This window comes from Arthrobacter sp. Z5-13 (genome assembly GCF_056499105.1).
Window position 1 is genome coordinate 1,541,830 of record NZ_CP096460.1, and the last position, 23,804, is coordinate 1,565,633.

At 61.6% G+C, this 23,804-nt stretch carries 22 protein-coding genes, 1 other RNA gene, 1 pseudogene and 1 riboswitch; of the genes and pseudogenes, 9 read left to right on the forward strand and 15 right to left on the reverse strand.

The features are described 5' to 3' along the window. Positions 1 to 75 precede the first annotated feature (75 nt). The 6 genes from ftsE (at position 76) to M1E02_RS07280 (ending at position 5,547) form a co-directional block, all read left to right on the forward strand. The gene (gene ftsE, locus M1E02_RS07255) at positions 76 to 873 is read left to right on the forward strand and encodes a cell division ATP-binding protein FtsE (RefSeq protein ID WP_479377415.1); all 798 of its coding nucleotides are present in this window, start codon (positions 76 to 78) and stop codon (positions 871 to 873) included. Then, complete coding sequence (gene ftsX, locus M1E02_RS07260) at positions 870 to 1,781, forward strand: permease-like cell division protein FtsX (protein WP_479377416.1); 912 nt, start codon at positions 870 to 872, stop codon at positions 1,779 to 1,781. Before ftsE ends, ftsX begins: the two co-directional genes overlap by 4 nt. Positions 1,782 to 1,807: 26 nt before the next feature. Continuing rightward, positions 1,808 to 3,193, forward strand: coding sequence for a peptidoglycan DD-metalloendopeptidase family protein (locus M1E02_RS07265; protein WP_479377417.1), 1,386 nt, complete (start codon positions 1,808 to 1,810; stop codon positions 3,191 to 3,193). Between the two features lie 138 nt (positions 3,194 to 3,331). Beyond that, a complete protein-coding gene (gene smpB, locus M1E02_RS07270) occupies positions 3,332 to 3,802 on the forward strand; it encodes an SsrA-binding protein SmpB (protein WP_247042716.1) in 471 nt (156 codons plus the stop codon). 147 nt (positions 3,803 to 3,949) lie between these two features. Continuing rightward, positions 3,950 to 4,318, forward strand: a transfer-messenger RNA (tmRNA) gene (gene ssrA / locus M1E02_RS07275). A gap of 272 nt (positions 4,319 to 4,590) precedes the next feature. Then, positions 4,591 to 5,547 carry a S1C family serine protease gene (locus M1E02_RS07280; RefSeq protein WP_479377418.1) on the forward strand — a complete coding sequence of 319 codons (957 nt, stop codon included), beginning with the start codon at positions 4,591 to 4,593 and terminating at the stop codon, positions 5,545 to 5,547. A gap of 12 nt (positions 5,548 to 5,559) precedes the next feature. Here the strand turns inward: M1E02_RS07280 and M1E02_RS07285 are convergent, their stop codons facing one another. The 10 genes and pseudogenes from M1E02_RS07285 to M1E02_RS07330 form a co-directional block, all read right to left on the reverse strand. Continuing rightward, positions 5,560 to 5,928, reverse strand: a complete 369-nt coding sequence (locus M1E02_RS07285) for a hypothetical protein (protein ID WP_479377419.1) — start codon at positions 5,926 to 5,928, stop codon at positions 5,560 to 5,562. A 42-nt stretch (positions 5,929 to 5,970) separates the two neighbouring features. Then, complete coding sequence (locus tag M1E02_RS07290; protein ID WP_479377420.1) at positions 5,971 to 6,342, reverse strand: fluoride efflux transporter FluC; 372 nt, start codon at positions 6,340 to 6,342, stop codon at positions 5,971 to 5,973. After that, on the reverse strand, positions 6,339 to 6,773 hold the full coding sequence (locus M1E02_RS07295; RefSeq protein ID WP_479377421.1) for a fluoride efflux transporter FluC: 435 nt from the start codon (positions 6,771 to 6,773) through the stop codon (positions 6,339 to 6,341). The genes M1E02_RS07290 and M1E02_RS07295 overlap by 4 nt, the downstream gene beginning before the upstream one ends. Then, a complete protein-coding gene (locus tag M1E02_RS07300; protein WP_479377422.1) occupies positions 6,774 to 7,487 on the reverse strand; it encodes a metal-dependent transcriptional regulator in 714 nt (237 codons plus the stop codon). Between the two features lie 31 nt (positions 7,488 to 7,518). Next, positions 7,519 to 8,277, reverse strand: coding sequence for a class I SAM-dependent methyltransferase (locus M1E02_RS07305; protein WP_479377423.1), 759 nt, complete (start codon positions 8,275 to 8,277; stop codon positions 7,519 to 7,521). Positions 8,278 to 8,335: 58 nt separating this feature from the next. Continuing rightward, positions 8,336 to 9,757, reverse strand: coding sequence for an aminotransferase class V-fold PLP-dependent enzyme (locus M1E02_RS07310; protein ID WP_479377424.1), 1,422 nt, complete (start codon positions 9,755 to 9,757; stop codon positions 8,336 to 8,338). Between the two features lie 33 nt (positions 9,758 to 9,790). Next, positions 9,791 to 9,904: riboswitch (SAM riboswitch) on the reverse strand. 162 nt (positions 9,905 to 10,066) lie between these two features. Continuing rightward, positions 10,067 to 10,879 (reverse strand): histidinol-phosphatase, encoded by an 813-nt coding sequence (gene hisN, locus M1E02_RS07315; protein ID WP_479377425.1) that lies wholly within the window; start codon positions 10,877 to 10,879, stop codon positions 10,067 to 10,069. Between the two features lie 78 nt (positions 10,880 to 10,957). Beyond that, the gene (rsgA, locus tag M1E02_RS07320; protein ID WP_479377426.1) at positions 10,958 to 12,073 is read right to left on the reverse strand and encodes a ribosome small subunit-dependent GTPase A; all 1,116 of its coding nucleotides are present in this window, start codon (positions 12,071 to 12,073) and stop codon (positions 10,958 to 10,960) included. Next, the gene (gene aroA / locus M1E02_RS07325) at positions 12,057 to 13,475 is read right to left on the reverse strand and encodes a 3-phosphoshikimate 1-carboxyvinyltransferase (RefSeq protein WP_479377427.1); all 1,419 of its coding nucleotides are present in this window, start codon (positions 13,473 to 13,475) and stop codon (positions 12,057 to 12,059) included. The genes rsgA and aroA overlap by 17 nt, the downstream gene beginning before the upstream one ends. 6 nt (positions 13,476 to 13,481) lie before the next feature. Then, positions 13,482 to 14,029, reverse strand: a pseudogene (locus M1E02_RS07330) (DoxX family protein). Between the two features lie 356 nt (positions 14,030 to 14,385). Here M1E02_RS07330 and M1E02_RS07335 point away from each other — a divergent pair. Next, a complete protein-coding gene (locus tag M1E02_RS07335) occupies positions 14,386 to 15,198 on the forward strand; it encodes a sigma-70 family RNA polymerase sigma factor (RefSeq protein ID WP_479377428.1) in 813 nt (270 codons plus the stop codon). After that, complete coding sequence (rsrA, locus tag M1E02_RS07340; protein WP_247042748.1) at positions 15,195 to 15,455, forward strand: mycothiol system anti-sigma-R factor; 261 nt, start codon at positions 15,195 to 15,197, stop codon at positions 15,453 to 15,455. Before M1E02_RS07335 ends, rsrA begins: the two co-directional genes overlap by 4 nt. Before the next feature lie 87 nt (positions 15,456 to 15,542). Here the strand turns inward: rsrA and M1E02_RS07345 are convergent, their stop codons facing one another. From M1E02_RS07345 to M1E02_RS07365, 5 genes are all read right to left on the reverse strand, one after another. Then, positions 15,543 to 15,617, reverse strand: a complete 75-nt coding sequence (locus M1E02_RS07345) for a 50S ribosomal protein bL37 (RefSeq protein WP_369299106.1) — start codon at positions 15,615 to 15,617, stop codon at positions 15,543 to 15,545. A gap of 91 nt (positions 15,618 to 15,708) precedes the next feature. Further along, positions 15,709 to 16,323 (reverse strand): PadR family transcriptional regulator, encoded by a 615-nt coding sequence (locus M1E02_RS07350; protein ID WP_479377429.1) that lies wholly within the window; start codon positions 16,321 to 16,323, stop codon positions 15,709 to 15,711. Further along, positions 16,323 to 17,162 (reverse strand): DUF4097 family beta strand repeat-containing protein, encoded by an 840-nt coding sequence (locus M1E02_RS07355; protein WP_479377430.1) that lies wholly within the window; start codon positions 17,160 to 17,162, stop codon positions 16,323 to 16,325. Before M1E02_RS07355 ends, M1E02_RS07350 begins: the two co-directional genes overlap by 1 nt. A gap of 77 nt (positions 17,163 to 17,239) precedes the next feature. Continuing rightward, complete coding sequence (locus M1E02_RS07360; RefSeq protein WP_479377431.1) at positions 17,240 to 17,839, reverse strand: GDSL-type esterase/lipase family protein; 600 nt, start codon at positions 17,837 to 17,839, stop codon at positions 17,240 to 17,242. Between the two features lie 194 nt (positions 17,840 to 18,033). Next, positions 18,034 to 21,867, reverse strand: a complete 3,834-nt coding sequence (locus tag M1E02_RS07365) for a multifunctional oxoglutarate decarboxylase/oxoglutarate dehydrogenase thiamine pyrophosphate-binding subunit/dihydrolipoyllysine-residue succinyltransferase subunit (protein ID WP_479377432.1) — start codon at positions 21,865 to 21,867, stop codon at positions 18,034 to 18,036. Positions 21,868 to 22,136: 269 nt separating this feature from the next. Between M1E02_RS07365 and M1E02_RS07370 the strand changes: the two genes are divergently transcribed. After that, a complete protein-coding gene (locus M1E02_RS07370) occupies positions 22,137 to 23,588 on the forward strand; it encodes a GuaB1 family IMP dehydrogenase-related protein (protein WP_479377433.1) in 1,452 nt (483 codons plus the stop codon). The last annotated feature ends 216 nt before the right edge of the window (positions 23,589 to 23,804 follow it).

A 23,804-nucleotide genomic window follows, 5' to 3' on the forward strand; every position in this document is an offset into this window, starting at 1 on the left:
TTCCCCAAACCGAAAGCCCGTGCACCGGCGGCAGAAGTGAGCCGTGTGCCCACGTGCTGCAGGGCAATTAGGGCCATGATCCGTTTCGAAAATGTCACCAAGGTGTATGACCAGAAGGCGCGACCCGCGCTGGACTCGATCACGCTCGAAATCGACCGCGGTGAGTTTGCTTTCCTGGTGGGCGCCTCCGGATCGGGGAAATCTACGTTCCTGCGCCTAGTCCTCAAAGAGGACCGCGCGACGTCGGGAGCCGTCTACGTGGCTGGTCAGAACGTGGCCAACATCTCCAGTTGGCGTGTCCCGCGGCTTCGTCGCGGTATCGGTGTTGTTTTCCAGGATTTCCGGCTTCTGCCCCAGAAAAACGTCTTTGCCAACGTGGCATTTGCCATGCAGGTCATCGGCAAGAGCAGGAGCGTCATCAGGGCGACTGTGCCAGAAGTGCTGAAGACTGTGGGACTGGAAGGCAAAGAGCACCGTATGCCTCACGAGCTCTCCGGCGGCGAGCAGCAGCGAGTGGCCATTGCCCGCGCCGTCGTCAATCGCCCCGGCATCCTGCTGGCCGATGAGCCAACAGGCAACCTGGACCCCACGACCTCCATGGGAATCATGGGCGTCCTGGACAAGATCAACCAGAACGGCACCACAGTGGTGATGGCCACCCACGATGACGACATCGTCAATGAAATGCGCAAGCGTGTGGTGGAACTCCGGAACGGCGTGGTGATCCGCGATGAGGCCAAGGCGCTGTACACCTCCATGATTCCGGTCGTCGGGCAATCGCGGCGGCTCAAGGACGCCAGTGGGCTCGACGATCTGGTGGGACCAGGAAGCGTCACCCAGGACGGCACATCGTCGGGGGAGGGGATGCAGTGAGGCTCGCATTCATCCTCAGTGAAATCGGAAGTGGCCTGCGGCGTAACCTCACGATGGTCATTTCCGTCATCCTGGTGACCTTCATATCGCTGACCTTTGTTGGCGCCGCGGGCATGCTGCAGCTGCAGATCAACCAGATGAAGGGCTACTGGTACGACAAAGTCCAGGTGGCCATCTTTCTGTGTAACGAGGGTTCCGCCGCCGCAGGCTGTGCCTCCGGTCCAGTGACTGAGGAGCAACAGAAAAACCTGGAGGCCTTGCTTCGGTCTCCTGCAGTTGCCCAGTACATCAACGAATTCCAGTTTGAATCCAAAGAAGACGCGTACGGGCATTTTAAGGAGCAGTTTTCCAACTCGCCCATCGTCGATTCAGTGGCTCCAGACCAGCTTCCTGCGTCTTTCCGCATCAATATGAAGGATCCGGAGAAGTATCAAATTATCAGCGAAACATTTGCCTCCCAGCCTGGGGTGGAAAGTGTCATAGATCAGCGCAAGATCCTCGAGCAGCTTTTCTCGATTATGAACGGGGCGTCCGTGGTGGCCGTCTTCATCGCTGGTGTCATGATTATCTGCGCCATCCTGCTGATCGCCACCACCATCAGGCTGTCCGCCTTCAGCCGTCGCCGTGAAACCGGAATCATGAGGTTGGTTGGGGCGTCCAAGACAGTTATCCAACTTCCCTTCATTTTGGAGGGGGTCATCGCGGCCCTTATTGGCGCGGCGTTGGCTTCCGGAACTCTATGGGCGGTCTCCTATTTTTTCCTTGGCGATTTGTCAAAGCAATTTCAGGACACGCCATTCATCTCACCAAGTCAGACCCTTGTCCTTGTTCCTGCCCTTTTCGCACTGGGTGTAATCTTGGCGGGAATTTCGTCTCTCTTGACCCTACGCAGATATTTGCGCGTTTAGGCTGTGCGTACTCCAAAGGAAAGCTCATGACGTCAATGAACAGAATCGCAACATCAGCCAGGGCCCGATACCGAGGTCGCGTCATAAGCGCTGCCCTGGCTTTTGTGCTGTGCTCGAGCCTGGCGACGTCAGCACCCGCAGCCTTGGCTGATGACCTTGAGGACCAGCAGGCCGCGTTGCAAGCTGAGGCCGCCCGTGTTCAACAGTCGCTGGAGTTCGTTGACTCACGTATAGCGCAGGCAGCCGGAGAACTGGTCATTTATCAGGGACAGCTTCCGGGAGCGCAGCAGGCTTTGCTGGAAGCCCAGGGCAGGGTGGCAAGCGCAGTTAAAGAGGTTGAGGCACTTGCCGCCAGGGTGGATCTCGCCCAGCAAAACAAGGCCAAAATCACTGAGCAACTGGAGAGCGATAAGAAAAAGATCGCTGACACAAAGAAGCTCATTGGACAGATCGCAACGCAGGCTTATAAGTCCGGCGGTGTGCCCTCAAACCTCACCCTGCTGTTGGGTGCGAACAGCGGGACAAGCCTGACGGACACGATCGACCTGGCAGACCAGGCCATGCGGAGCCAGAACTCCGCGATGGACAAGCTCAGCCAGCAGAATGCCACCAACGTGAATTCGCAGGCACGCCTGCAAGCGGTCGAAGCCGAGATCCAGGATCTTAAAGCCAAGGCAGACGCAGCCTTGGAGCGGGAGAAAGCTGCCCGTGACGAGGCGGCCGCGAAGAAGGAACAGGTGGACAAGCTCATTGCTGACACCACCCGGCTCAATGCGGAGCTGCAGGCGGCTAAGCCAGGAATCCAGCAGCAGTTGTCCAAGGTGCAGGCCCAACAGAATGCAGTAGCCAACGAGATCGCCGAGCGGGACCGGAAACTTCGCGAGGAGTGGGAGGCTGAACAACGCCGCATCGCCGAAGCCGCCGCTGCCGCTGCGCGGGCCCAAGGCCAGGTTGCCCAGCCTTACGTCCCGGTCCAGGGATCGCCGTCAGCCTTTGGCCTCAGGTCTCCTTTCTCCGGGGGAGTACCCATCACCTCAGGATTTGGTTGGCGGGCCACACCTCCCGGCACGGTGGACTTCTACGGAACCGGCGGCTATATGCACACCGGGATCGACTTCGGGGCTGCCTGTGGCACCCCCGTGTATGCGACGGCTGGCGGTACAGTTTTCGCGGCCGGCTGGGGGAACGACGGCGGCGGTAACCACGTGAAGATTTCGCATGGTGTGGTGCAGGGCAACTCACTGACAACCATTTACTACCATAACAGCAGCGTGGTTGTGTCTGCGGGCCAGCAAGTCAGCCAGGGTCAGCTCATCGCTTACTCGGGCACCACAGGCAATTCAACCGGATGCCATTCGCACTTCGAAACTTGGTTGAACGGTTCAGCAGTTGACCCCATGAACCTGCTCTAGGCTCAATTCCCGTCACCTGAAATGCCCGTCTACTCTGCCGTACACTGGAAGAACTTCACGCCCGCTACGCAGCCGGTGCCCGGGCCACAGCCCACCCTGTGAAGTTTGTCGAAACAACTAGACCTGAGGAGTTCTACCGTGCCTAAAGAAAGTGGCCGCAAGATAGTGGCCACCAACCGTAAGGCCCGGCACGATTACCATGTCCTGGACACCTATGAGGCCGGGATTGCCCTGATGGGAACAGAGGTTAAGTCGCTACGGGAGGGCCACGCCTCCATGGTGGACGGCTTCTGCACGTTTTATAACGACGAACTCTGGATGGAGGGCATTCACATCCCGGAGTACCACCAGGGCAGCTGGACCAACCATGCCGCGCGCAGGCGCCGTAAGCTCCTGCTGCATCGCGAGGAACTCGTCAAGATTTCCCATAAGATCCGCGAGTCGGGGTTCACCATTGTGCCGCTCCAGCTGTACTTCCTGGACGGCCGTGCCAAGGTGGAGATTGCCATCGCCAAGGGTAAAAAGGAATATGACAAGCGCCAGACCCTCCGCGAACAGCAGGACACCCGTGAGGCGTTGCGGGAAATGCGCTCCAGGAACCGCCGTTAGTCCTGGTATCGGATCCTTTGCCCGGGGCTGAGTGCACTGCACCCGCCGTTGGGAATGATTAGGACAAAAGGTGCGTTATTATGGGTAGTCCGGGAAGGATCGGAGCGGATTCCGCGAAGAACCTGACCGGGTTTGATAACAAAATATGGGGATGATCGGTTTCGACGATGTTAGTCGCGACAGGTGAAGCGGGCCGAGGATGCAGAATTATCTCGTAAACGCTGTCTGCAAACCAATAAGTGCCGAATCAAAACGCACTGACTTCGCTCTTGCTGCCTAAGCAGTAAGACAGTCCGTCAGCCCGAGGTTGCTATCGCCCCGGATGCTGGCGTCATTTAGATAGCCACTGCTGTTTGCCTCCGTCATCGGGGTAAACGGGACTCTTAGATGACTGGGCCCGGATCAGCTACTTGTTTGCGAGAGAGCTGGGGCCGAGAAAATCCGCCGCAAACTGCGCCCGGAGAAGCCCTGACAACACGACATCGGACGGGGGTTCAATTCCCCCCATCTCCACATTTGTGATGAGTATCGGGACATCCTTTACGGATGAGTCGAGTCATCGGTGACACCCCGGTCTTCGGACCGGGGTGTTTTTTTGTGCCTGATGGTAGCCGCGGATGAGCAGGAGGATGTGCGGGGATTGGCTCGCCGGTCAAGCGCCTACCACGGGGAGTTTCACTTTGGGCGTAGAACCGGCCGGACTACGCACGCCCGGACCGTCGTTGAATTAGATAAGGCGAGTCTTAGGGAGGTGCGCTGTGGGATCGGTTATCCATCCAAATCCGGACATGGGCGAGGGATCGGAGGATCCGCTTGATTCCTACTCCGCCACTGTGATCCGCGTGGCAGAGACAGTGACGCCCCATGTCGCCGCCATCGAGATGACAGGCAAGGGAAGATCCGGCAGGTTCCGGGTGGGTGCCGGTTCCGCGGTCCTCTTCACCTCGGACGGGTATTTGCTGACCAACGCTCATGTGGTCAGCGGCACGCAGAGCGGCCAGGCGGTCTTCACTGATGGCAGCAAGACGGAAATCGAAATAGTAGGAGCAGACCGCCTCTCCGACCTCGCCATCGTGAGGGGCAGGGCGCCGGTCGCCCCACCTGCGGATTTCGGGGATGCCGAGTCTTTGAAGGTCGGACAGCTCGTGGTGGCCGTCGGAAATCCGTTGGGCTTGGCGGGCTCAGTGACTGCAGGGGTTGTGAGTGGCCTGGGACGCTCGATCCCTATCTGGGCGGGACGGAACCGCCGAGTGATTGAAGATGTCATCCAGACTGATGCCGCACTTAACTCCGGAAGTTCGGGAGGCGCGCTGGCTGACGCGCACAGCAGGATCGTGGGGATCAACACTGCCGTTGCCGGCGCGGGACTGGGACTGGCAATACCGATCAACGCCACGTCCCGGCGCATCATCTCCTCGCTGCTCACCGATGGCCGGGTCCGGCGCGCCTACCTGGGCCTGGTCAGCACGCCGGTGCAGCTTCCCGCCAGCGCGGTCATGAGGACCGGTAAACGGGAAGGTCTGCGGATCGTCGAAGTTCTCCCGGATTCACCGGCCGAACGCGCAGGAGTGCAGCCGGCTGACGTGCTGCTCAGTGTGGGCAAGAAGTCCCTGTCCAATGCCGAAAGCCTTCAGAAGCTGATGTTTGCTGAAGCGATAGGGGCGCCGCTGGATCTGGTGGTACTCCGGGATGGAAGGGAACAGCATCTCGTTGCTGTGCCGGAGGAAATGACCGACGCCGGCTGAAGTGGTTCGCTTCTACTGAGACGGGTTGACGTCGGCAATCCCGACGAAGCGGGTCCCGATGCCATCGAACTCGCTCCGTACGAAACCCGGCGCGGGTGGTGGCACTTCGGCCGGGCTGTGGTGGGCGCAGCTGACGTAAGTGAAGTCAGGCCACCATTTCTTGGGGCGTGCGGCCTCCGAATATCCGCAGACATCGCATTGCAGATGAACCCACACCGGCCGCTTACCTGTTCGGTTGGCACGGGACTGCACCAGCCACGGCGGCGGGTTGTCGAGTATGTCCCGCAGCTCCGCCTCCGAAAGCCGTGAGGGAATGCCGTGGCGCTGGGCCATTTCCAGGGGAACGTCCAGGGCTATTGCGGCGTCGCGTCTGCTCATCATCACAGTCAACTTTACGTGAGTCCGGGGTGTCCCGATCACTCCTCAGCCAGCCAGGACGATCCCGACCCCGGCAGCAGCCAGCCCAGCGAGCAGATTCGCGGTGATATTCAGGAAGGCAGCTCCAAAGCGCTGCTCGCTCACCAACCGGACGGTCGCCGTCGTCCATGAACTGAAAGTGGTCAAGCCGCCTGCAAGGCCCGTGGCGACGCCTGTCTGCAGTTCGGGACCCAACCCCAGCCGGCCGCTGATTCCCAGGGACAGGCCGATGATGAGGGAGCCCGTCACATTGACCAGGAAGGTGGCCCAGGGCCAATGGGAGCGGGCATCGGAGCGGTGGGCAAACAAAGTGTCAACAGCGAAGCGGAGCAGCGCACCCGCTATTCCGAAAAACCCAACAAGCAGCGCAGTGGTCATTGCGCCCCGCCGGTGAAGTCAGCGACGGCCTTGCCGGCCTTCCACCCGGCGGCGGCGGCGCCAAGCCCGAGAATAAGGGAAAGCCCCAGATAGCCAATCCACAGCGAATGCTGCCCGTCGCGGATCTGCCCGTCGAGGGCGAAAACAACTGCGGAGAACGTGGTGAAGGAACCGAGGATGCCCGGACCTATTCCCGCCCTGATCCAAAATGATGTCCGCGCCCGGGCTATCCACAATGTAGTCAGGAGGGCCAGGACAAAGCTGCCGCTTACGTTGATTCCCAGAGTCGTCCAAGGAAGGGACCCAGGGTGCTCGGGAAAGAGCAGACCCAACCCGTACCGGAGTTCAGTTCCTGCCAGGCCCCCTGCAGCGACTGCGAGCCAGGCCTTCCACCCCGGAGCCTTGAGCGCGTTTGTCCAATAGGAACCCATTCAGAGGACCGGGAGCCGGCACCCGGGGTGGGCGGTGTCGCTGTGGACCCACAGGGCCGAGGTGATTTCCTCGGCGAGGTCAAATTCGCGGCGCAGGTCACCGGACCCTATCCTCACGACGAGCGGCCCGCCGAACGGTTTCCGGCCGACTACCTCGACGTTGGCGTCAAGATCAATCTCCTCCGCAGAGAGATAGCGCAGGAGGTCCGGGTTTTCATCGCTGATCCTGGTAATTCTCCCGGTGTGGCCCTCATCCAGCTCACTTAGGCGGTGGGCTGGTGGCATTTTGACCGAACCATCCGCAGCGGGGATGGGATCGCCGTGGGGGTCGCGCAGCGGGTTCCCCAGCTTCTCGGCCATTCGCTCGATAAAGGTGTCCGAAACCGCGTGTTCCAGGTGCTCCGCTTCATCATGGACTTCATCCCAGCTGTAGCCCAGCTCCTGCACGAGGTAGGTTTCGATCAGCCTGTGCCGCCGGACCATGGAAAGGGCCAGCCGGACCCCGTTGTCCGTCAAGGTAATGGCGCTGTAGGGCTTATGGTCAACCAGCCCTTGTTCCTTGAGCTTCCGGACCATTTCTGAAACTGAGGAGTTTGCAACGCCCAGGCGCTGGGCCAGTTGCGAGGAAGTGATGGGCTTGTCCTGCCACTCCGTGAAGGAGTAGATGACCTTGACGTAGTCCTCGATGGAGGAGGATGGCGCGCTGGTCTTCACGGAACCAAGCCTACCGCTATGTCCTGCAGCCTCATGCTTTAAAGGCCTTCCAGGACTGGGTCAGATAGGGGAGCCCGAGGGCCACGCCAGGGGAGTGGCCCAGGTGCTCAAGGAGGTACCACTCGAGATTTGCTGTCACTTTCGCGCGGGCCGCATCCGTGGCGCCAAGGTAATAGCTGCGGGATTTGGTGAGTTCGAGGATGTCTTCGGGCGTCAGCAGGTCTTCCCACCGCGTCAGGTGGCTTTCCGGCAAGGTAAATTCCGGCCCTATCGTGGGCCTGAAATGCGCTTTGAGGACGTCGCCGGCATGCATGATGCGTGAAAGCCTGTGTACCCAGGGCACGGAAGTGTCCAGCTGGTTCCAGATGAGTCCCAGCACTCCCTCCGGGCGGAGGATCCGGGCAGCCTCTGTGCTGGCGCGCAGGGGATCGCACCAGTGCCAGGCCTGGGCGACAGTTACGACGTCGAACGAAGCGTCCCCGAGGCCCGTGGACTCCGCAGTGCCCTCAACCGCCGTCACGGCGGGCATCGCCCTCTGTAGCTGTTCAAGCATGTCCTGGGAAGGATCGACGGCGGTCACCTGCAGCCCGCGTTGGACCAGCAGCGCGGTGTACTTTCCGGTTCCGGCTCCGACGTCGGCAACATCATGAGCAGTGGAGGGCAGAAGCCAATCCACTGAGTCCAGAGGGTAACCCGGGCGGACGCGGTCATAGTGCTCGCCGCCGTCCTGGAAAGCCATTCCCAGTTCGCGGCGGCGTTGCTGATGAAGTTTGGGGCCTCCCCGCGCCACGCGTACTCTCCTCTGGCCGGCTGTTGGTTACCCCTAGAATTTACCCCTTTAGCGCTGGTCAGTCTTCAGTGCAGGGCGCGGCTCCGGCAGTCCCCGGAGTGTTTGGTGCCCATTCCGGGTACGTGCGGCTGTCATTTGCCGGCACCCAGCGTCCGGCGTCCACCACATAATCCCAGCCGAGACCCGTACGGCGCAGCTCCTCGATGCCCGCCAGCAGCCGCTGGGCATCCTCGAGACGGGAGCCCAGGCCGAAGCTCGCCCGCAACGATCCTGAGGGCAGTCCCAGGCGCTTCAGGAGCGGATGGGCGCAGAAACGGCCGTCGCGGAGACCCACGCCGTGCTCCGCGGACAAGTATGCGGCTACAAGGCCTGCGTCGTAGCCCTCAACTGAGAAGTTGACCACCCCGATGGTGTCCGTGTCGGATTCGGTGTCACTGAAGATCTGGTGAACGGTGACGCCTTCAATTTTCTGCAGTCCTTCGACCAGGAAGGAGCGGATGGCCGACTCGTGGGCGTGCCACAGGTCCTGGTCCAGAGCAGCAATGACCTGGGTGGCCCGGGCAAGCGTCGCTGCGCCAAGCACGTTCGGGGAGCCGCCCTCATGGCGTGCAGGGCCGGTTGTCCAGCTGACACTGTCCAGTCTGGCTTCGCGGACCGCGCCGCCGCCTGCAAGGTGCGGTGTACCGGCGTCGAGCCAGTCCGGCCTGCCCACCAGGACGCCGGAACCAAACGGCGCGTAGAGCTTGTGACCCGAAAAGGCGAGGTAATCGACGTCGTCCGTTGCGATGTTGATGCGGCGGTGCGGAGCAAGCTGGGCTGCGTCAACGACGATCCTGGCACCGAATTCGTGTGCCAGCGCTGCCAGTTCACGAATGGGCAGGATTTCACCGGTGACGTTTGAGGCTCCAGTGATGGCAAGCAGGCTGATGTCACCTTGTTCCAGCTCCGCGCGGAGGTTGGCGATGGTACCGGCGAGGGTGTTTTCTGCCACGACGCTGCGGTGGGGGACCCCCTGCCACGGCAGAAGGTTGGCGTGGTGTTCGATGTCGAGATACAGCACTTCACCGAGGTGCTGTCCAGCAGTTACGGGAAGGCAACCGGCCAGGAGATTCAGCGAATCGGTGGTGTTGCGCGTAAAAATCACGGAATCGTCGGAGCGTCCGCCAACGAACTCGCGGACGATGCTGCGTGAATTCTCGTACACGGAGGTGCTGATCTGTGAGGCGTAGCCGGCACCGCGGTGAACACTCGCGTAATACGGCAGGATCTCATTCAGGTAGGCGGAGACAACCGAGAGTGCCGGAGCCGACGCGCCATAGTCGAGGTTGGCGTAGCGGATGTTTCCGCCTTGGATGAGCGGCGCCTGGATTTCCGCACCGCTAACGGCTGCCAGCGGTCGTCGGGAAACGGAGAGGCCGGCGTGCGGTTCGTTAAAAGAGGCATCAGCGGCGGCGTTGGGGGAGTAAATGGCAGTAGTCAAGAGGACCTCACTGGGACAGGACCCCTTAGCAGGGATCCGCGCTTGCCGGGTCCGTTCCGGACCGGCCTGGTCGTCACCCGGGGCACCCCACCGCGAATGGAGGGTTGCCGGCCAGCAAACCGGGGTTTAGCGCTGGCACTCGTGACCTGCTATCGAGCTTAAGACATTCGGGGAGTCATGAAAAAGTTGATCCCAATGTTAAGTCGATTGTTACGGCGGGTAGACAAAAGGCCGTTTGGCCGAACAAAGCGACGGCGGAACACCCGTAGCTGGATGTTCCGCCGTCAATAATTCGTCAGATGGCTCAACCTACAAGAGGTCGTCCAGATCGGGATTGAGCCGCTTGAGCACCTCGGAGTGGAGGATCGAGTTGGTGGCCAGGGCATTGCCGCCGAAAGGACCGTCGGCGCCCTCCAGTGAGGTGAACCGCCCGCCGGCTTCGGTCACGATGGGAACAAGGGCCGCCATGTCGTACAGATTCAGTTCGGGTTCGCAGGCTATGTCCACAGCACCCTCTGCAACCAGGCAATAGGACCAGAAATCCCCGTAAGCCCGTGTCCTCCAGACCTCCTCGGTCAATCCCAGGAACTCATCGAGGTTCCCACGCTCTTTCCAGCCACCAAGGCTGGAGTAGGACAACGAAGCGTCCGACAGTTCGGAAACGTTCGAGACCCGCAGTCTGGTGGCCGCAGCGAGGGATCGGCCCATGTATGCCCCCGCGCCTTTGGCCGCCCACCAGCGTTTGCCCAGAGCCGGTGCACTGACCAGTCCAACCACGGGTTCGCCTTCATCCACGAGGGCGATGAGGGTGGCCCAGACAGGCACGCCTCGAACGAAGTTTTTGGTTCCGTCAATGGGATCGATGATCCAGCGGCGGGAACCGTGCCCTGAGCTTCCGAACTCCTCACCCAGGACGGCGTCACGGGGGCGGGAGCGCGACAGCTGCCCGCGGATGGACTCCTCGGCCGCCTTGTCAGCGTCTGTAACCGGTGTCAGATCAGGCTTCGTTTCGATCTGTAGGTCAAGCGCCTTAAAGCGGCTCATGGTCTGGTCGTCCACTGAGTCGGCCAGGACATGGGCTAGGCGCAGGTCATCGTTGTAGCTCGAAGCGGGTTGGGTCATGGTTCCAAACTACCGTCTCGGCGGCCTTCAGGCCGGGAGGCCGTGTGGGAACGCTGCCAATATGACCGCAGCGGGTCCCTAGGAGACGCTCCCGAGTTCCTTTGTTTCCTGGGCTTCCATGCGCGGATCTGTGCCGAGGAGGCGGCGCAGCGAAGCGAGCCGCGCGGCGCCGGAAGCGCCGGCATGCCCTGCGGCAACCCAGGCATCCACTCCGCAGTTAACGGCCGTGGCGTCGTGCTTGCAGCCGCGTTCACAAGCCTCAGTCCCGGGCTCAAGGTCCGGGAAGGAGTGCAGGATCCTGTCCGGATCCACGTGCGCCAAGCCGAATGAGCGGATTCCGGGAGTGTCGATGATCCAGCTTCCCGTCGGAGCGCCGGTGACTTTCAAGGCAAGGGCCGACGACGACGTGTGGCGGCCGCGGCCCGTCACGGCATTGACGCCTCCGGTGGCCCGCTCGGCACCGGTGAGGGCATTCACCATGGTGGACTTGCCAACCCCCGAGTGGCCAAGCATGACGGTGACCTTGCCGTCAAGGTGATGGCGCAGCTGAGCGACTGCTTCGCGGTCCAGGCGGGCGGACAGCCCATCATCCGAGCGGGCATCGATACCTGAAGCCGCTGAGTCAGCCGTCCGACTGATAATGACGGGGAAATCCAGGTGACGGTAGTTGGCCAACAGCTCTGCAGGATCCTTGACGTCCGCCTTGGTGACGAGCAGCAGGGGGTCGATGCCGGCGTCGTACGCTGCAACGAGTGCGCGATCGATGAAACCCGTACGGGGTTCCGGGTTGGCGGCTGCAACCACGATGACGAGCTGATCCGCATTGGCAACTACAGCGCGCTCAATAGGATCGGTGTCGTCCGCGCTTCGGCGCAGCAGTGTTTTGCGGTCTTGAATCCTGACGAGTCGCGCAAGCGTGTCAGGCTCTCCTGAAACGTCTCCCACCAGCGACACGAAGTCGCCAGCCACCACTGGGGAGCGGCGAAGCTCCCGTGCACGGGCGGCTACCACTATCCGTTCGTTTCCGGAGTCTTCGCCCACGACGGCGGTGTACCTGCCACGGTCTACCGTGATGATCCTGCCGGTAACGGCGTCATCGTGGCTGGGACGGTCCTTGGTGCGTGGGCGGGAGCCCTTCTTGCTCGGACGGATCCGGACATCGGACTCATCCCAGGAATCAGTGCTGCGTGCCACCGGTGGAAGCCTCTTCCCGGGCGTGCCGTGGCCCACGACGGGTACCGGAGTCGGGTCCCTGTGCCAGCATGTCGGTCCACATCTGTGGAAATTCAGGCATGGTCTTTGCCGTGGTGGCGATATCTTCGACTTCCACACCATTGACAGCGAGGCCCAGAATGGCACCGGCTGTCGCCATGCGGTGATCGGCGTAGCTGTGGAAAACACCCGGACCGAGCGGGACGGGCCGGATCAGCAGACCGTCCGCCGTTTCCTCTACGTCTCCGCCAAGCCGGTTAATCTCGTTGACCAAGGCAGCAAGGCGATCCGTTTCATGCCCCCGCAGGTGGGCGATGCCGCTGAGCCTGGACGGGCCAGTTGCGAGTGCACACAGCGCGGCAATTGTAGGGGCAAGTTCGCTCGTGTCGCTGAATTCGACACCCTTGATCTCGGGTCCGCCGGTGACGGTCAAGGTTCCGTCTTCCAGGCTGACGGTCGCGCCGAATGCCGGGAGGATGCTGCGCCACATGTCGCCAACCTGGGTGGTGCCTTCAGGCCAGTTGGGGATCCGTACCGTTCCACCTGTGGCTACTGCAGCCGCGAGGAACGGCCCGGCGTTGGACAGGTCCTGTTCAATCCGCTGGTCGAAGGCACTGATCGGGCCGGGGGAGACCACCCAATGATTGGGCCGGGAATCGTCCACGGAGACGCCAACGCCGCGAAGTGCTGCCACCGTCATGTTGATGTGGTCAAGGCTTGGGACAGGGGCGCCGACGTGTTCAAGGTGCAGGCCTTCGACGAACCGCGCGCCTACCAGCAGCAGGGCAGATACAAACTGCGACGAGGCGCTGGCATCAATAATCAGGTGCCCGCCACGAACCTGACCGGTTCCATCGACCTTAAACGGAAGGGACGACGTCGGGCCGTCTGCTTCCCCACTGACTGTTACGCCGAGTGAGGTCAGAGCCGTGATGATGGTGCCCATGGGGCGCAAGCGTGCATGCGGGTCGCCGTCGAAGAGCGTGGCGCCGTTGCGCAGCGCTGCGAGTGGCGGAACGAAACGCATCACTGTGCCCGCCAGGCCGCAATCTATCGACGCTTCCACGGCAGCGTCAGATCCGCTGATGGGCGACACCTCAAGATCGGGTCCGAACACGCTGTCTCCGGGGACCTCAGTAACCGTTGCTCCCAGTTGGCGGAGCGCCTGAATCATCAAAGCGGAATCGCGTGAGTGGAGAGGGGCACGCAGACGTGAAGGACCGTCAGCCAGCGCGGCCAAGACAAGATACCTGTTGGTCAGGGATTTTGATCCCGGAACCGCCACTGTGGCGTTAACCGGTCGGGCTGCGTAGGGCGCCGGCCAGTGCTGGCCGGGATCAGCCGAAACGGGTGCGGCGTGCGTGGCTGAGGTGGTTCCAGTCATGCGGCTTTATGCCCCCACTGCATGGTCGAGGCCTTGCGGACCGTTTTGTCTGCACGCTTCAGCTGCTTGCCTGTTGTCTTTTTGACGTCTGCGGCCAGATGCCCGGCGCTTTTACGCGCATCTGCGGCCAGGTGTTCGGCACGCCATGCCAGGCTCGGCTTGCCTGCGGTGTCCACTGAAGCAAGGAGGACCCCTCCTGTGAGTGTCAGGTTCTTCAGCAGCTGATTACGACGGGACTGACGGCCTTCCTTGGAACTGATGTCGGCACTGCGCCATTCCACGAAGGCGTTGAGGGCAGAAATGGCAGCAAGGACTGCAGCCGCCATCCGTGCGGACTTTCCGAGGGCGAAGCAGAGCCCTGCTCCCACCTGGGTGCCGCCTATAAGCCGTGCCAGGAGTTTTTCATCCGTCGGGAAGGGGAGCGATTCAGAAGCACGCCGAAGCAGGGGGGACAACTGTGCGGCAGTATCATCCGCGTTCTTGAGCTTATCCACACCAGCAAAGACAAAACTGGATGCCAGCATGGGCCGGGCGAGAAAACGGACAAAGGACATGAATTTCCTCCTGGATGGACGAGCCGCGCAATCTCCGCGGGGGAACCGGTTCTAGTCTTGCACTTTTGTGGAATATTTGCCTGCCACCCATCGTTGTGAAATGCAGGCCAGGGGTTGCCCTGGTCAGGCACTCCGCAATGGCTACCGTAGTGAATAGTGAGTGAGCGCCTGCCGGTCTGACCGGAAGGATGGACGTCCCGCAGATTTATTGACGTCCGAACACAGAGTGGAGATCAAGTTTGAGTTTGGTAAAGGACGACGTCAACCTGCTGAGTCCTCCGCAGGGGTGGGAAGCACGCACTGGCACCTCTGCCGCATACCCGGCCAAGCGGAAGGTGACAGTAGACTTGACTGCAATGAGCACCCTTGATCCGGCCGTAACGGCCATGTATGAGGCAGCCGGAAACGATGCCACGCCCGCCACCCTGGCCGCAGCAGAAGCAGGGACTTCAATCACCCCTGCTGGAGACCCTGAAGCCGTCGCAGCTGACCAAGCCATCGTGGGTGACGCGGCCGGACAGCCGGGCCCGGAATCCGAAGTGGACGTCAAATCCGAATCGGCTGAGGAGCGGCGCCTGCGCTTTGAGCGTGACGCCATGCAGTATGTGGATCAGCTCTACTCCGCTGCCATGAGGATGGCCCGGAACCCGGCAGACGCCGAGGACCTGGTCCAAGAGGCCTACACTAAGGCTTTCTCTGCGTTCCATCAGTACAAGCCGGGAACCAACCTGAAAGCCTGGCTGTACCGGATTTTGACTAACACCTACATCAATCTTTACCGCAAGAGGCAGCGCGAACCTCTGCAGTCCAACACGGACACCATCGAAGACTGGCAGCTGGCCAGGGCTGAGTCCCACACCTCAACCGGCTTGCGATCAGCCGAGGTTGAAGCCCTTGACCACCTTCCGGATTCGGACGTCAAGAGGGCTCTTCAGGCGATACCCGAGGAGTTCAGGCTTGCCGTTTACTTCGCAGACGTCGAAGGCTTCGCCTACAAGGAAATTTCAGACATCATGAACACCCCCATCGGGACGGTTATGTCCCGGCTTCACCGCGGCCGGAAGATGCTGCGGGACATGCTCGCGGACTACGCCGCAGAGCGGGGTTTTAAAGCTGCGGGTGAATCCACCCCGGCGCCCGGAAGTGACACACAGGAGAACAGGAAATGAGCGACTGCCAAGGATTGGGCGACTGTGATGACGCCCGCATGGAACGCATCTACGAGTACCTCGATGGTGCCCTGACGCGCGATGACGTTGCAGAGATCAAGCACCACTTGGATGACTGCCCCGAGTGCCTTGAGCAGTACGACCTCGAGTGTGTCATCCGCAACATGGTGAAGCGTTCATGCACGGAGTCGGCTCCCGAAAATCTCAAGAATGCCATCCTGGACCGTATCCATGGGATTCGTCCCGTGGACGCCTGACGGCCCCAAAAACAGCAAAAGCTTCGGGCCCTGGAAACCATCTGGTTTCCAGGGCCCGAAGCTTTAAGCTTTGTTCCAAGCCGTGGCTTAGGTGTTGGGGCGCTTCCCGTGGTTCGCGCCGCCACGCTTACGGTCACGACGTTTACGTGCACGTTTGCTCATAGCTGGCCTCCTTACTATCGGTACTCAAAAGAGCTGCCCTCAAGTCTCCCATAAAGCGGGACGTGCCGCGAACCGGCGGACACCCCGGGCATTACCCCTGCAAGGAATTCTTGATTGCGATCTCCGCCTGATCCAGGACTGTCCGGACGGTTTCCAGGGTCACTGGAGTAATGGGGTTGGTGCTGGCATGAAGCCTGAGCTCCACGCGAAGTTCATCCCTGAATGACTGGAGCATCATTTCGGCTTCTTTGAGCAGGGGATCGCTACCGGATGGCCGACGTTCAGTACGGGCGAACAGGTCAGCGGACCGGGCGCTGGAACGGGCTGCCTCCGCAGTGGCCGCCAAATCCGCCCGCAGCCCGCGCATGTTATTGCGGATGTCCGTACGCAGGTTGTCCGCGAGACGCCGGACCGAGGCGGAAATGTCATTCTCCACATCTGCGAGCTTGTCCCGCCGGCCGTTCAGCTCACCGATCCCCGCCGTTGTGATGCTGTACTTGGTGCGGCGGCCCTCGGTCTCGGTTGCCACCAGCCCCTCTTCCTCGAGCTTGGCCAACCGGGGATAGATGGTCCCGGCGCTTGGCGAATAGGTGCCGCCGAAACGGTCGCTGAGGGCCTTGATGAGCTCATAGCCATGTTTGGGTCCGGATTCCAGCAAGGCCAGGAGGTAGAGGCGCAATGCGCCGTGGGCGAAGACCGGAGGCACTAGACTGCTGCTTCTGAATCTGCCGGTGAGAGGCTGTGAAGGATGTAAAGACTGCCTGATACCGAGTTTGTCCTGACGAGCATAAGGCGAGAATCCGGTCCGGCGATGGCCTCCACCTTGCCGCCGGGCTGCGGGTACTGCCGGTCATCTATAGTCACCGCTCCACTGGCGGACTTGGCGATGATATCGACGCCAACATCCTGGGGCAGACGCACCGTCAAGTCTCCCGAAACGGAGTTTGCGCCAAAATCGCTGGTGAACCCCTTAAGATCGAAGCTCATGTCTCCGCTGACAGTGTTCGTGCGAATGTGGCTGAAATGCCCCGAGGCAGTCACTTCGCCAGACACGCTCTTGGCTGTCAGGACGCCCGTGTGGTTCCGTGCGATCACTTCACCGTTGACAGTATTGATGTGAAGCTCGCCGGCCGTGGCATCAGCCATGACGGATCCGCCCACGGTTGCCAGACGGGTTTGGTCTCCGGTCCCTGACACCAGGCCGTCGCCACTGACTGTCCCGGCCTCAACCTGTACGCCCTGAGGCAGGGCAATGCTGATAACCACTGAGTTGCTGCTGTTGTGGTTGACGGCGCCCATCAGGTTCTTGAACCAGCCTTGGGCGCCATGAAGCTGATGCCTGACTTCCAGCCTGCCGTTCACGAGGTTCACAGCCACAGGATCCCCATGAACCTCTGAGATCTCGATCCGGGTGACAGATTCCTCGTGGCAGACGACGTCGAAGCGCCCGCCGACGATTCCCAGCTTGAGGGAGGTGACGCCGTCGACGTCGATGGTCTGTGGGCCGGTAACGGCCCAGCTGTTTTCCGGCTGGTTCTCTGACATAGGCTCCTCCAAGTCACGATATATCGTGTTAGTTACGACATATCGCAAAATGCCGGGAGCGCAATAGCCACCGTCAGCTACTCGGGAGTGGCTAGCCCCAGCCACTGGAACCAGCCGCGGTGCAGCACGAGCCAGGCCATCAATCCGTAACCCGACTGGCCAGGAGCCCCACCGTTAGCAGCAAGGTCCTGCCGCCACTGTTCGTGGTTCAGCAAGGGGGAGAACGTATCCACGTAGAGATGCTTGCGCCGGGTTGTTACGTCGGCAAAGGCCGTGTTGAGGTCACTCAACCTACGGTTTAGTCCGGGATCAAGCGAGGGCGGTGGTCCAACTACAAAGACTTCGATGTTGTTCTGAGTGGCCGCATCCAGGATGTTCGCAAGATTGAGCCGGCTCCTGGCGGTCGAAAGTCCAAACTCCACGTCCCGTCCGGACAAGCCAATGACGAGCCGGTTTTCATGGTGCTCACTGAACCGGCGGGCCGCTTCCGTTAACCACCGCGATGCCAGACCTTCAGTTCCTTCCTGGGGGCAGGGGAGGGAGAAGCACTCAACGGAAACCCCGTCTTGTGGAGTGCGGGCCAAAACACGGCCCAGCCAGCCAAGAGCCCGCGGGTCACCAAGGCCAGCCAGCAACTCATCTCCAACAGCCGCTATGCGCAGCTTCCTGTCTTCCACTACTACCTCTTTACCTCGGCGACGACGTCGGGATTTGCCCTTGGTCCGACAGACAATTATCAGCCAACTACCAGTGACTCACAGCCGCGGGGGCGGCGTGTCCATTAAGGCGTGTCCATCAGGGCGTGTCCATTAAACAAAACTGCCCGGCGGTGCGTCGGTTGTTTCGACGACCAGCCGGGCAGCAAGCGAACCTACTTGCGGGCGAAAGCCTGCTTGAGGAGCGTATCCTGCTCCGCTGCGTGGCGTTTCATGGAACCGGCTGCGGTGGAAGCTGACGCCGGTCGGGAAACGAGGCGCACCTTGCGGTCCAAAGCGTCAGGAAGGTTCAGGCCCATGAACGGCCACGGACCCTGGTTGGCGGGCTCATCCTGAGCCCACACCACTTCGGCGTTGGGGTACTTGGCGAGCTCGGCGGCGATCTCTGCGTGGGGCAAGGGGTACAGCTGCTCCACACGGACAATCGCTGTCGTCGAATCTGCGGTCTTCTGCCTGGTGGCGAGGAGATCGTAGTACAGCCGGCCCGAGACCAGCAGCACGCGCTCGACGGCGTCGCCTTGGAGGTTCTCGTGGTCGCTGATGACAGGCCGGAAGGCTCCGGTGGTGAAGTCTTCCACAGCCGAGGCCGCACCCTTCAAGCGAAGGAGCTGCTTCGGAGTGAAGATGATCAGCGGCTTGCGCGGCCTGCTGTAGGCCTGGCGGCGCAACAGGTGGAAATGGGATGCCGCCGTGGTGGGGTTGGCCACAATCATGTTTTCTTCGGCACACATCTGCAGGAAACGTTCGATGCGGGCTGAGGAGTGGTCCGGCCCCTGGCCTTCGTAGCCGTGCGGCAGCATCAGCACGAGGGATGACCGCTGGCCCCACTTCTGCTCAGCGGAGGAAATGAACTCGTCAATGACGGTCTGGGCGCCGTTGACGAAGTCTCCGAACTGGGCCTCCCACAGCACAAGCGCATCCGGGCGTTCCACTGAGTAGCCGTATTCGAAGCCCATTGCGGCGTATTCGGACAGCAGGGAGTCGTAGATCCAGAGCTTGGCCTGGTTGTCAGTGAGGTTGCCCAACGGCAGCCATTCGTTGCCGTTTGCGCGGTCGTGGAAGACAGCGTGGCGCTGGACAAAGGTGCCACGACGGGAGTCCTGGCCGGCCAGACGGACAGGAACGCCCTCCATGATCAGTGAGCCAAAGGCCGCAATCTCGCCGAAACCCCAGTCAATTCCACCTTCACGGGACATCTGCTCGCGCTTCTCAAGCAGCTGCTTGAGCTTTGCATGGACCGTGAAACCCTCCGGAATCTCCAAGTGGGCCTTGCCGATCCGGGCGAGCGTTTCCGGTGAAATCGCCGTGGACGCCGGGGCGTTCGTGCCGAAGTCGGCCTGCTGAGCCTGCGGGCGCTCGATGTCGGACACAGCGGCGGAGTCCGCAGTGATGATCGGGATAGGCGATGTCTGAGCGGCATGGGTCTCGGCGAAGACGCGTTCGAGGCGTTCCTGGTAGTCGCGGAGCAACTGCTCGGCTTCTTCCTCGGTGATGTCCCCGCGACCGATGAGCGACTCCGTGTAAAGCTTGCGCACGGAGCGTTTGGCCTCGATCAGGTTGTACATCAGCGGCTGGGTCATTGAGGGGTCATCGCCCTCGTTGTGACCGCGGCGGCGGTAGCACACCATGTCGATGACAACGTCCTTGTGGAACCGCTGGCGGAATTCGTAGGCGAGCTGGCCGATCCGGACCACGGCCTCGGGATCATCACCGTTCACGTGGAATACCGGCGCCTGGATCATCTTGGCTACGTCGGTGGAGTACGTGGAGGACCGTGAGGAGGACGGCGCCGTGGTGAAGCCGACCTGGTTGTTGACCACAACGTGGATGGTTCCGCCGGTGCGGTACCCGCGGAGCTGGGACAGGTTGAGGGTTTCAGCCACAACACCCTGGCCCGCGAAGGCGGCGTCACCGTGGATCATGATGGGCAGCACGGGGAATGCCTCACCCTGGTCCAGGCGGTCCTGCTTGGCGCGGACGATGCCTTCGAGCACCGGATCAACAGCCTCGAGGTGCGACGGGTTGGCGGCAAGGTAGACCTTGGTCTCTTTGCCGTTGTCCGAGGTGAACGTACCCTCGGTGCCCAGGTGGTACTTGACGTCGCCGGACCCCTGTACTGACCGCGGGTCCTGGGTGCCTTCGAATTCACGGAAGACCTGGGCATAGGTCTTGCCGGCAATGTTGGTCAGCACGTTGAGCCGGCCACGGTGGGCCATGCCGATTGCCACTTCGTCCAGCTCGTCGTCAGCGGCATCGGAAATGATGGCGTCAAGCAGCGGGATCAGTGACTCCCCGCCTTCCAGCGAGAAGCGCTTCTGACCAACGAACTTGGTCTGCAGGAAGGTCTCGAAGGCCTCTGCGGCATTCAGCTTCGAAACAATGCGGAGCTGCTCTTCGCGGCTGGGCTTGGAGTACGGGTGCTCAAGCTGGTCCTGGAACCACTTGCGTTCGGCAGGCTCCTGGATGTGCATGTATTCGATGCCGGTGGTACGGCAGTAGGCGTCCCTGAGGACACCAAGGATGTCGCGGAATTTCAGCTGCGGCTTGCCGCCGAATCCGCCGGTGGGCCATTCGCGGTCCAGATCCCATAGGGTCAGTCCATACGTCAGGACATCGAGGTCAGGGTGCTTGCGCTGCACGTACTCCAGCGGATCGGTGTCTGCCATCAGGTGGCCACGGACGCGGTAGGAGTGGATCAGCTGCTGGATCCTGGCGACCTTGTTGATCTGGTCAGCAGGGTCAATCTGCAGGTCCGGGCTCCAGCGCACCGGCTCGTATGGGATGCGCAGGGCTTCGAAGATCTCGTCGTAGAAGTTCTGGGCGCCGAGCAGGAGGGAATGGACCAGTTTGAGGAACTCGCCGCTGCCCGCACCCTGGATGACCCGGTGGTCATAGGTGGACGTCAGGGTGAGAACCTTGCTGATAGCGTTCTGCGCGATGATTTTCTCGCTCGCGCCCTGGAACTCGGCAGGGTAGTCGAGGGCGCCAACGCCAATGATGGCCGCTTGGCCCTTGGACAGACGCGGAACCGAGTGGACCGTTCCGATGCCGCCGGGGTTGGTCAGCGAAACCGTGGTCCCGGAGTGGTCGTCAGCGGTGAGCTTTCCGGCACGGGCACGCTTGATGAGGTCTTCGTAGGTGTGCCAGAACTCAGAGAAGTTGAGGGTCTCAGCCTTCTTGATGTTCGGGACCATGAGGAGGCGGGTGCCGTCCGGCTTGGGCATGTCGATGGCGATGCCGAAGTTCACATGCGCGGGCTGCACTGCTACGGGCTTGCCGTCCACTTCGTCGTAGTAGACGTTCATCGAGGGGAACTGGGACAGGGCCCGGATTACCGCATACCCGATCAGGTGGGTAAAGGAGACCTTGCCGCCCCTGGCACGGGCCAGGTTGGAGTTGATAACCACGCGGTTGTCGATCAGGAGCTTTGCAGGAATGGCCCGAACGCTGGTGGCCGTGGGGACCTCGAGGCTCGTAACCATGTTGGAGGCGATTGCCTTGGCCGGGCCCCGCAGGACGGAGACGACGTCTTCCTCCGGTGCGGTGGGAGCCTTGACGTTCTTGGGCAGCTGGGCCGGAATCGGGGCGGGGCCGCCAGTGGCCTCAGGCTTTTTGGAGCCGTCGCGGGCAATAGTTGCCGGAGCCTTCTTCGCGGCGGGTGCCGTCTGGGCAGTTTCGGCCTGCTGCGTGGCGGGCTGGGCTGTTCCTGCCTGCTGGGCGGGGGCACCAGGAGCGGGTGCAGCCGGCGCCGGTGCCGCTGCAGGAGACGCTACAACTGGAAGTTCACGGGTTTCGGGGTGGGCCGGAGCAGTGGCTCCGGAGGTCCCGTTGGTGGAAGAACCTTCACCGGCGTCAAAAGATTCAAACAGAGGCCACCACTTGGCGTCGACCGCGTTCTTGTCCTGTTGGTAACGCTCGTATAGTTCGTCCACGAGCCACTCGTTTCCGCCAAATTCCTCTGGTAGACGGTGGCTAGGCTGCTCTGGCACTTGAAATACGCCTCTTCCATGAGTTTGATTACCTCTGGTTTGCGACATGCGGCAGCACAACACCACAGCACAACAATCGAACCAGTCTCTGCGTCCTATGAACCCAGACCTCTGCCAGTCTAGTGACGATTATTGGTTAACTGCCAATAAGGGTGATCCAAATCATGAAGTGACGGGATGATTGCTTCACATCCCCTCCGACAAGGCCGCCAAAGCGCTTCCCGCCTGGCCTAGACTCGCACTCGGGATCCCTTTTAGAAGGAGCAACAGTGCGTTTTCTCAATGAGCCCTCTACTGACCTGACCTACTCCGACGTCTTCCTGGTACCGGCCCGTTCAACCGTCACCTCAAGGCTCGATGTGGACCTTGCCGCCGATGACGGGACGGGCTCCACCATTCCGCTGGTGGCTGCCAATATGACCGCAGTGACGGGGAAACGCATGGCGGAAACCGTGGCAAGGCGCGGGGGACTGGCCGTCCTGCCGCAGGATGTTCCCCTCAACGTCCTGCGTGAAGTCACCTCCTGGATCAAGACCCGCCACACGATTTTTGAAACTCCCGTGGTTCTCTCGCCGTCCGCAACTGTCATCGACGCGTTGCACCTGATGGGTAAACGCCCTCATGGGGCGGTGGTGGTAGTGGACGACCGCGGCGGCGTCACCGGAGTGGTCAGGGCGGCCGACTGCGAGGGGCAGGACCGCTTTGCTTCGCTGGCGTCGGTGGCGCGTGTCCAGCCGGTGGTGCTCGACGCTGGGGACTTCGGCGAGGATCGCCAGCTTGCCTTGCGAAATGCTTTCGAGGCGATGGCGGCAGCGGGGACGGACTTTGCCCCCGTGCACGACGGCGGTGTGTTGGCTGGTGTGCTGACGCGGAAGGGTTCCCTGCGGTCCACTCTTTACCGGCCTTCCCTGGACAGCAAGAACAAACTCAAGGTGGCTGCCGCCGTCGGAATTAATGGAGACGTAGCCGGGAGGGCTGCCGAACTGGTTGAGGCCGGCGTTGATGTGATTGTCATTGATACTGCCCACGGCCATCAGGAGAAAATGTTTGATGCCCTCGCGGCCGTTCGGAGCGTGGTGTCCGGTGTGCCCTTGGTGGCTGGCAACGTGGTGACCGCTGAGGGCACGCGGGAACTGCTCGGAGCCGGAGCGGACATCGTGAAGGTAGGAGTAGGGCCTGGAGCCATGTGCACAACCAGGATGATGACCGCCGTGGGACGGCCGCAGTTCTCCACCGTCCTCGAATGTGCTGCAGCTGCCCGTGCCGCAGGGGGACGGGTTTGGGCCGACGGCGGTGTCCGGTACCCTCGCGATGTGGCACTGGCATTGGCCGCAGGAGCCAGCCAGGTGATGATCGGCTCATGGTTCGCGGGAACGCACGAGAGCCCTGGCGACCTTCAACCCGACGCCAGCGGCAGGCTTTATAAGGAGAGCTTCGGCATGGCCTCGGCAAGGGCTGTCCAGAACCGGAACCAGCGGGAAGGCGCCTTTGAAAAGGATCGGAAGGCGCTGTTCGAGGAAGGAATTTCCACGTCGCGAATGTATCTGGACCCGCTACGGCCCGGGGTTGAGGATCTGCTTGATCTCATCACCGCAGGCCTGAGGAGCTCGATGAGCTATGCGGGCGCTGCCGATCTTGAGGGCTTTCGGGAAAAGGCTGTGGCGGGTATCCAGTCAGCTGCCGGATATGAGGAGGGACGGCCCGTGTCCCAGAGCTGGTGATCGCTGGTGACGCCAGCCTGCGGCAGCGGCTCCTGTAGACTGGAATTCTTATGGACAGTAAATCTAGGTGCCGGCCTGGGGGCTGTCAGCGGAGCACGAATCACAGTTCCGCCAACGCCACCCGAAGAGCCGGCAAACCCCGTTCACGCGCCCATCGATCTCCGCTGACCAAGCGTCTTGGCGGATTGCAGGAAACTGGCTCGGCTTCCGCTGACC

Coding starts and splice junctions, on each gene's coding strand:
- ftsE (WP_479377415.1), top strand. CDS start 76: ATGATCCGTTTCGAAAATGTCACCAAGGTGTATGACCAGAAGGCGCGA.
- M1E02_RS07265 (WP_479377417.1), top strand. CDS start 1,808: ATGACGTCAATGAACAGAATCGCAACATCAGCCAGGGCCCGATACCGA.
- M1E02_RS07280 (WP_479377418.1), top strand. CDS start 4,591: ATGGGCGAGGGATCGGAGGATCCGCTTGATTCCTACTCCGCCACTGTG.
- M1E02_RS07285 (WP_479377419.1), bottom strand. CDS start 5,928: ATGATGAGCAGACGCGACGCCGCAATAGCCCTGGACGTTCCCCTGGAA.
- M1E02_RS07290 (WP_479377420.1), bottom strand. CDS start 6,342: ATGACCACTGCGCTGCTTGTTGGGTTTTTCGGAATAGCGGGTGCGCTG.
- M1E02_RS07295 (WP_479377421.1), bottom strand. CDS start 6,773: ATGGGTTCCTATTGGACAAACGCGCTCAAGGCTCCGGGGTGGAAGGCC.
- hisN (WP_479377425.1), bottom strand. CDS start 10,879: ATGACCCAACCCGCTTCGAGCTACAACGATGACCTGCGCCTAGCCCAT.
- aroA (WP_479377427.1), bottom strand. CDS start 13,475: ATGACTGGAACCACCTCAGCCACGCACGCCGCACCCGTTTCGGCTGAT.
- M1E02_RS07335 (WP_479377428.1), top strand. CDS start 14,386: ATGAGCACCCTTGATCCGGCCGTAACGGCCATGTATGAGGCAGCCGGA.
- rsrA (WP_247042748.1), top strand. CDS start 15,195: ATGAGCGACTGCCAAGGATTGGGCGACTGTGATGACGCCCGCATGGAA.
- M1E02_RS07355 (WP_479377430.1), bottom strand. CDS start 17,162: ATGTCAGAGAACCAGCCGGAAAACAGCTGGGCCGTTACCGGCCCACAG.